We start from the raw sequence: 7897 nt of genomic DNA on the forward strand, positions 1-7897 counted from the left end.
GCGGGGGAACGGTGTCGGATGATTATGAAGGAACAAGCCTTGATTCCATCCTGCTGATGGCGGCGACTGGGGCAGGGGTCGCTGTTATTCCCGAACTCTTCGCCAAGAGGCAGGCCATCCATCGGGAGGAGGTCACCGTGCGGCCCCTGCAGATGCCTGACGCCCATCGAGACATCGCGCTGCTGTTCCGCAATGATGCCCCAGCAGAGGAAGGCCACGCCCTTCTGAACGAGGCGCTGCAGCACGTGGCCCGGGCGCTGGGCATGCGCAGCGCGCAGTCGTGAAAGGTGCCTACCTGTTCCCAGATCGGGAAGGGTGGGAACATACTGGGTGAGCGACCCGTTAGACAGATGTCAGCAAACGACCCGGCGTGATCTGCAGCAATGTGGAGCAAGACCGTCCGCTGCTGGCGCTGAACAAAGCGGAGGCGAAGGTGAAGGAATACAAGAAGAAGAACGCAGCCTATATCATAGGAGCCTTGGTGGTGGCCATCGTGGTTGCCGTGCTTTATGCCTATGGTGTGCACAGCAACAGCAGCTGATCCTTGGTGGCGCCATCGTTCGGTTTCGTCAGTCCCGCACCCGGAGGGACTTTTCGATGACCTTGTCACGCAACTTCTGCGCCAAAGGCGAAGGCGGACGGCGCTTGAGGCTGAGAAGGTAATAGGGCGGGACGCGGATCTGCTGCCGCGTCTGTAAGGAGCGGAAGTTGGCCGCGACCGGGGGGCGCATCAGAAGATGGGCGACCTCTTGCGATAACGGGGCCACCGCATCGCTCTGCGACAGGTAAGAGATGGTGAACAGCAGCGACGGGCTGCTGACCACGTTCACCGGTTCCGCCAGCCCTTCGGCAGCAAAGGCTTCCATCGTGGCTTGCCGGATCGGCGCGCCGCGTTCCTGCATGACCCATTCCTGGTGCAGCAGATCGGTCAGGGTCACTGGTTGCCCATGATCCAGCGGATGCCCCGAGCGAACACAAAAATTGACCTTCTCGTCCCGCATCGGCTGGATGCAGAACTCGCGTCCGTCGAATTCCGGCAGGATGCGTGCCAGCACGAAATCCATCTCTCCGGCTACCAGATGCCCCAGCAGATCGCGTGACGGCATGACGTCCACGGTGACATCGGCTTCAGGGGCCTGCAGCTTGATTTCCCGGATCGCCGCAACAAGGTAGTCGACGGCAGGCCCCGTCACGGCGCCCACGCGGACCTGACCCGCCAGCCCTTCGGTCAGCGCGCGGACATCGGTGGCCATGCCCTCGATCTCGTGCAGGATCAGGCTGGCCCGGCGCAGAACGTTCTGGCCGATCTCGGTCGGTGCCATGCCCTTGGGTTGGCGAAGGAACAGGGCCGCACCCAACTGACGCTCGGTTTCCGCCAGCAGACGTGACGCGGCGGGCTGGGTCATCGCGCAGGCCTGTGCCGCCTGCTGCAGTTGTCCGCAATCGGCGATTTCCACGATCAGCCGCAACTGCGTCGGCTTCAGCATCAGGCGAGACGGGATCATCGGCATGACAAAAATGGTATCCGCATTACGAATTATATCATTTTACCATCATGTTGCGGCATTGCTATGGTCAATCATGCCCGTGGGGAGGGCAGGACAAGAAAATCCGGCGGCCCTGGCCGCCACGGGGGGAACACATGAAGATCAGAAGTGTCGCGATCGCGCTGTCGATCGGGGTGTCGTGGCTGGCCACGGGTGCCGTGGCCGAGACGGTGGGCATCTCGATGCCCACCAAGTCCTCGGCCCGCTGGATCGACGACGGCAACAACATGGTCAAGCAGTTCCAGGACGCGGGATACGAGACAGACCTGCAATATGCCGAGGATGATATTCCGAACCAGCTGGCACAGGTCGAGAACATGATCACCAAGGGCGTCGATGTCCTGGTGATCGCCGCCATCGACGGCACCACCCTGTCGAACGCGCTGGCCAATGCCGCAGCTTCGGACATCAAGGTGATCGCTTATGACCGTCTGATCCGGGACACGCCGGACGTCGACTATTATGCGACATTCGACAATTTCAAGGTCGGCGTCGAACAGGCCAACTCGCTGGTGAAGGGTTTGCAGGAGCGCTTTCCCGATCAGAAGCCCTGGAACGTCGAGCTGTTCGGCGGCAGCCCCGACGACAACAACGCGTACTTCTTCTATGACGGCGCGATGTCCGTCCTGCAGCCGATGATCGACGCGGGCGACATTGCCATCCCTTCTGGGCAGACCGGCATGGACACGGTCGGCACGATGCGCTGGGATGGTGCGGTGGCGCAGTCGCGGATGGATAACCTGCTGTCGGCCAACTACACGGATGCGCAGGTTCACGGCGTGCTGTCGCCCTATGACGGGCTGTCCATCGGCATCCTGTCGTCGCTGAAGGGCGTGGGCTACGGGTCCGGCGACATGGCGATGCCCATCGTGACCGGGCAGGATGCCGAGGTGCCTTCGGTCAAGTCCATCCTGGCGGACGAACAGTATGCCACCGTCTTCAAGGACACGCGCGAACTGGCCCGGGTCACCGTCGGCATGGTGGACGCGATGCTGAAGGGGGGCGAGCCCGAGATCAACGACACCGAAACCTACAACCACGGCGTCAAGGTCGTGCCCTCGTATCTGCTGGAGCCGGTGCCCGTCGACAAGTCGAACTGGCAGCAGGTTCTGGTCGAAAGCGGTTATTATACTGAAGGCCAGATCCAGTGAGACAAGGGACCGCCTCCGTTTCCGGAGGCGGTCCTGCACAAGGAATGACCGTCATGAACGCGCTGCTCGAAATGCGCCGCATCACCAAGAGCTTTCCCGGCGTGAAGGCATTGGACGATGTCAGCCTGTCCGTCCGCGAGGGCGAGATTCACGCCATCTGCGGCGAAAACGGTGCCGGAAAATCCACGCTGATGAAGGTGCTGTCGGGTGTCTATCCGACCGGCAGCTATGACGGGCAGATCGTCTTTGACGGCGCCCCCGTCGATTTCCGAACCATCCGCGACAGCGAGGATCGCGGCATCATCATCATCCATCAGGAACTTGCCCTGGTGCCGCTGCTGACCATTGCAGAGAACATCTTCCTGGGCAACGAGCGGGCCACCCGCGGCGTCATCGACTGGCCGGAAACCTTTCGGCAGACCGAGGTCCTGCTGGCCAAGGTCGGCCTGCGCGAAACGCCCGGCACCAAGGTCGAAAGCCTGGGTGTCGGCAAGCAGCAGTTGATCGAGATCGCCAAGGCCTTGTCCAAGAACGTGCGCCTGCTGATCCTGGACGAGCCCACGGCCGCCTTGTCGGAAGGCGACAGCCAGGCCCTGCTGACGCTGCTTCTGGAACTGAAGGCGCAGGGCGTCACCTCGATCATCATCAGCCACAAGCTGAACGAGGTGCGCCGCATTGCCGACAGCGTCACCGTGATCCGCGATGGCGCCACCATCTCGACCATCGATGCGCGGGCCGGCGACCTGACCGAGGACCGTATCGTGCGGGACATGGTGGGCCGCGACATGGCGCACCGTTACCCCGATCGCGAACGACGTGCAGGCAATGTTGTGTTCGAGCTGACGGACTGGAATGTCTGGCATCGCGAACACCGCGACCGGCAGGTGATCCGGGACCTGTCGATGTCCGTTCGTGCGGGCGAGGTGGTGGGCATCGCGGGGCTGATGGGTTCAGGGCGGACCGAACTGGCCATGAGCATCTTCGGGCGCAGCTATGGGCGGGACATCTCGGGGACGGTGCTGATGCATGGCCAGCCGGTCGATGTGTCGACCGTGGACCGGGCGATCGAGGCGGGGCTGGCCTATGTGACCGAAGACCGGAAATCGCTGGGCTTGATCTTGGACGAGACGATCCGGCGCAACACGGTTCTGGCCAACTTGGACGCGGTGGCCACCCGGGGCGTCGTCGACGAAGGCCGGGAAACCGAGGTGGCCGAAAAATTTCGCCGCACCCTGCGCATCCGCACCCCCTCCGTGTTTCAGAAGGTCATGAACCTGTCGGGCGGGAACCAGCAGAAGGTCGTGCTGTCCAAGTGGCTCTTCACCGAGCCCGAGGTCCTGATCCTGGACGAGCCGACGCGCGGCATCGACGTGGGCGCGAAATACGAGATCTACAACATCATCAACGACCTCAGCCGCGAGGGCAAGGCCGTCATCATGATCTCGTCCGAGATGCCCGAACTGTTGGGCATGTGCGACCGGATCTACGTGATGAACGAGGGCCGGTTCGTGGGCGAGCTGGCGGCCGCGCAGGCAAGCCAGGAAGCGATCATGTCGCTGATCGTCAGGGAATAAGGGAGAGACGGCGGTGGAACAGACCGAACGCGCGCCGGGCATCGGCATCGGCGACTATGTCACGCGGCACATCCGCGAATACGGACTGCTGTTCGCGCTGATCGCGATCATGGTGTTCTTCCAGATCGTGACGGGGGGTGTCCTGCTGCGCCCCGTGAACATCACCAACCTGTTTCTGCAGAACAGCTATATCATCATCATGGCGCTGGGCATGCTGCTGGTGATCGTCAGCGGCCATATCGACCTGTCGGTCGGCTCGGTCATGGGCTTCATCGGCGCACTGGCCGCGGTGATGATCGTCAGCTGGGGGTTGCCGGTCTGGATGGCGGCAGCGGTCTGCCTTCTAGCCGGCATGTCCATAGGAGCGGTGCAGGGCTATTTCGTGGCCTATTGGAAGATCCCGTCCTTTATCGTCACGCTGGCCGGCATGCTGGTCTTTCGCGGATTGTCGCTGTGGCTGCTGGCAGGCCAGTCCATCGGGCCGTTCCCGACCAGCTTTCAAGCACTGTCCACAGGGTTCATCCCGGACCTGCTGGGTATCGGGCGCCCCAACGGGCTGGCGCTGGCCGTGGGTGTTCTGGCAGTGATGCTGATCGTCTGGCTGGGCCTGCGGACCCGCGCCCGCAACGCCCGCTACGGGATCGAGGACGAGCCCTTCGGACTTTTCGTGCTGCGCAATGCCATCGTCGGGGCGGCGCTGCTGTTCGTGACCTGGAAGCTGGCTTGGTTCCGGGGCCTGCCGAACGTGCTGCTGTCGATGGTCGTCCTGACGGTGATCTATGTCTTCCTGACGGAACGGACCACAATCGGGCGCCGCATCTATGCCGTGGGCGGCAATGCCAAGGCCGCCAAGCTGTCGGGCATCCGGACGGAGCGGCTGACCTTCCTGACCTTTGTCAACATGGGCCTTCTGGCGGCGCTGGCCGGATTGATCTTTGCTGCGCGGTTGAACACCGCCACGCCCAAGGCCGGCTTTGCGGTCGAATTGGACGTGATCGCGGCGGTCTTCATCGGCGGGGCCTCCATGTCCGGTGGCGTCGGCAGGATCGTGGGCGCCGTCGTCGGTGCCTTCATCATGGGCGTGATGAACAACGGCATGTCGATCATGGGGATCGGCATCGACTATCAGCAGGTCATCAAGGGCCTGGTGCTGTTGGCTGCTGTTGTCTTCGACGTCTACAACAAGAACCGAGAGGTGTAAGCCATGTGGCTGTCACAACTGAACCTGCCGAACGGCACCCGCGCCGTCGCCGCCCGCCGTCAACAGGAGGCCCATCTGGTGCCCGGCGCAACAACGACCCGCGAACTGGCGCTGGCGGCGCTGGCGGCAGGGCGGAGCCTGACCGCCGAGGTCGAGGCGCGCGGCACCGGCGACGCGATCGATCTGCGCGCGGCGCTGGAGGAGGGGCGGCTGCTCCTGCCTCTGGACCATGACGATCCGGCCCATCTGCACCTGACGGGAACCGGGCTGACGCATCTGGGCTCTGCCGCGACCCGGGACGCGATGCACCAGGGCGCGACCGAGAACATGACGGACAGCATGAAGATGTTCCGCATGGGGCTGGAGGCCGGCAAGCCCGAGGGCGGCGGGGTCGGCGCACAGCCCGAATGGTTCTACAAGGGCAACGGCCATGCCGCCGTGCGGCCCGGCGCGCCTCTGACCTCGCCCGATTTCGCGCTGGACGCGGGCGAGGAGCCAGAGATCGCCGGCCTTTACCTGATCGCACCAGACGGACGGCCCGTCCGCCTGGGGTTTGCCTTGGGCAACGAGTTCTCGGACCACGTGACCGAGCGCGGCAACTATCTGTGGTTGGCCCATTCGAAGCTGCGCCCCGCGAGCTATGGCCCCGAGATGCGGGTGGGCAATCTGCCCGACCATGTGGAGGGTACCAGCCGCCTGATCCGGAACGGCCAGACGATCTGGGAAAAGCCCTTCCTGTCCGGCGAGGCGAACATGTCCCACAGCCTGGCCAACCTGGAACATCATCATTTCAAGTATGACCTGTTCCGCCAGCCCGGGGATGTGCATGTGCATTTCTTCGGTACGGCAACCCTGTCCTTTGCCGACGGGATCACGACGCAGAACGGCGACGCATTCGAGATCGAATGTCCCGATTTCGGCCTGCTGCTGCGCAACCCCCTGATGCAACACGATGCCGACCAGACGCCGGTCGCCGTCACAGCCCTTTAAGGTCCGACATGAGTTTCACCCCCGCACCCTGGCCCCGCAGACTGCGCTCGCAGGAATGGTATGGCGGCACGTCGCGCGACACGATCTATCACCGCGGCTGGATGAAGAACCAAGGCTATCCCCATGACCTGTTCGACGGACGTCCCATCATCGGCATCCTGAACACTTGGTCCGAACTGACCCCTTGCAACGGCCATCTGCGCGAACTGGCCGAAAAGGTGCGGGCAGGCGTCTGGGAGGCCGGCGGCTTTCCCGTCGAGGTTCCGGTCTTCTCGGCCTCGGAAAACACCTTCCGCCCGTCGGCCATGATGTTCCGCAACCTTGCCGCGCTCGCGATCGAGGAAACCATCCGCGGACAGCCGATGGACGGGGCCGTGCTGCTGGTCGGCTGCGACAAGACCACGCCCAGCCTGATGATGGCGGCGGCATCCTGCGACATTCCCTCGATCGTCGTCACGGGGGGCCCGATGCTGAACGGGCATTTCCGCGGCGAGCGTGTGGGGTCGGGCACCCATCTGTGGCGCTTCAGCGAGGCGGTGAAGGCCGGGCTGATGACGCAGGACGAGTTCCTGGAGGCCGAGGCCAGCATGTCCCGTTCGACCGGAACCTGCAACACGATGGGCACGGCCAGCACCATGGCCTCGATGGCCGAGGCGCTTGGGATGGCGCTGTCGGGGAACGCGGCGATCCCGGCCGTGGATTCGCGTCGCCGCGTGATGGCGCAGATGTCGGGCCGGCGCATCGTGCAGATGGTCAAGGATGACCTGAAGCCTTCCGACATCATGACCAGGGACGCGTTCGAAAACGCCATCCGCGTGAACGGCGCCATCGGCGGGTCCACCAACGCGGTGGTGCACATGCTGGCGATGGCGGGCCGCGTGGGCGTCGACATCACGCTGGACGACTGGGACCGGCTTGGGCGGGACGTGGCGACCATCGTGAACCTGATGCCTTCGGGCCAGTACCTGATGGAAGAGTTCTTCTATGCCGGCGGGCTGCCCGTCGTCATCAAGCGGCTGGCGGAGGCGGGGCAGTTGCACAAGGATGCGCTGACCGTCAGCGGCGAGTCGATCTGGGACGAGGTCAAGGACGTCGTCAACTGGAACGAGGACGTGATCCGGCCTGCCTCCAACCCGCTGACGACCCAAGGCGGCATTGCGGTGCTCAAGGGCAACCTGGCGCCTTCGGGGGCGGTGCTGAAGCCATCGGCCGCCAGCGCGCATCTGTTGACCCATCGCGGCCGCGCCGTCGTCTTCGAGGATATCGACGACTACAAGGCCAAGATCGAGGACGAGGCGCTGGACATCGACGAAACCTGCGTCATGGTCCTGAAGAACTGCGGCCCCAAGGGCTATCCCGGCATGGCGGAGGTGGGCAACATGGGCCTGCCGCCCAAGGTCCTGCGGAAGGGCATCACCGACATGGTCCGCATCT

8 protein-coding genes are annotated in these 7897 nt (G+C 63.8%); 7 read left to right on the forward strand and 1 reads right to left on the reverse strand.

The window, feature by feature from the left end; all coding sequences use genetic code 11:
- Together ACLHHB_RS06755 and ACLHHB_RS06760 are read left to right on the forward strand one after the other, a co-directional pair.
- On the forward strand, window positions 1–284 hold a 284-nt coding region (locus ACLHHB_RS06755; RefSeq protein WP_410217512.1), incomplete at its 5' end, for a LysR substrate-binding domain-containing protein.
- Between the two features lie 86 nt (window positions 285–370).
- On the forward strand, window positions 371–541 hold the full coding sequence (locus tag ACLHHB_RS06760; protein WP_410217513.1) for a hypothetical protein: 171 nt from the start codon (window positions 371–373) through the stop codon (window positions 539–541).
- 28 nt (window positions 542–569) lie between these two features.
- Here the strand turns inward: ACLHHB_RS06760 and ACLHHB_RS06765 are convergent, their stop codons facing one another.
- Window positions 570–1511: a LysR family transcriptional regulator gene (locus ACLHHB_RS06765; RefSeq protein ID WP_410217514.1), complete on the reverse strand. Its 942-nt coding sequence runs from the start codon at window positions 1509–1511 to the stop codon at window positions 570–572.
- A gap of 131 nt (window positions 1512–1642) precedes the next feature.
- On the opposite strand from ACLHHB_RS06765, the gene chvE reads away from it, so the two are divergent.
- The 5 genes from chvE to ACLHHB_RS06790 form a co-directional block, all read left to right on the forward strand.
- A complete protein-coding gene (chvE, locus tag ACLHHB_RS06770) occupies window positions 1643–2698 on the forward strand; it encodes a multiple monosaccharide ABC transporter substrate-binding protein (RefSeq protein ID WP_410217515.1) in 1056 nt (351 codons plus the stop codon).
- A 53-nt stretch (window positions 2699–2751) separates the two neighbouring features.
- A complete protein-coding gene (gene mmsA, locus ACLHHB_RS06775) occupies window positions 2752–4272 on the forward strand; it encodes a multiple monosaccharide ABC transporter ATP-binding protein (protein WP_410217516.1) in 1521 nt (506 codons plus the stop codon).
- A 13-nt stretch (window positions 4273–4285) separates the two neighbouring features.
- Entirely contained in the window at window positions 4286–5473 is a 1188-nt protein-coding gene (gene mmsB / locus ACLHHB_RS06780) for a multiple monosaccharide ABC transporter permease (RefSeq protein ID WP_410217517.1), read from the forward strand.
- 3 nt (window positions 5474–5476) lie between these two features.
- Window positions 5477–6463, forward strand: coding sequence for an AraD1 family protein (gene araD1, locus ACLHHB_RS06785; RefSeq protein ID WP_410217518.1), 987 nt, complete (start codon window positions 5477–5479; stop codon window positions 6461–6463).
- Window positions 6464–6471: 8 nt separating this feature from the next.
- Window positions 6472–7897, forward strand: a 1426-nt coding sequence (locus ACLHHB_RS06790; RefSeq protein ID WP_410217519.1) for an IlvD/Edd family dehydratase, incomplete at its 3' end; no start/stop codon positions are given.

This window comes from Paracoccus sp. (in: a-proteobacteria) (genome assembly GCF_046462195.1).
Classification (GTDB): Bacteria; Pseudomonadota; Alphaproteobacteria; order Rhodobacterales; family Rhodobacteraceae; genus Paracoccus.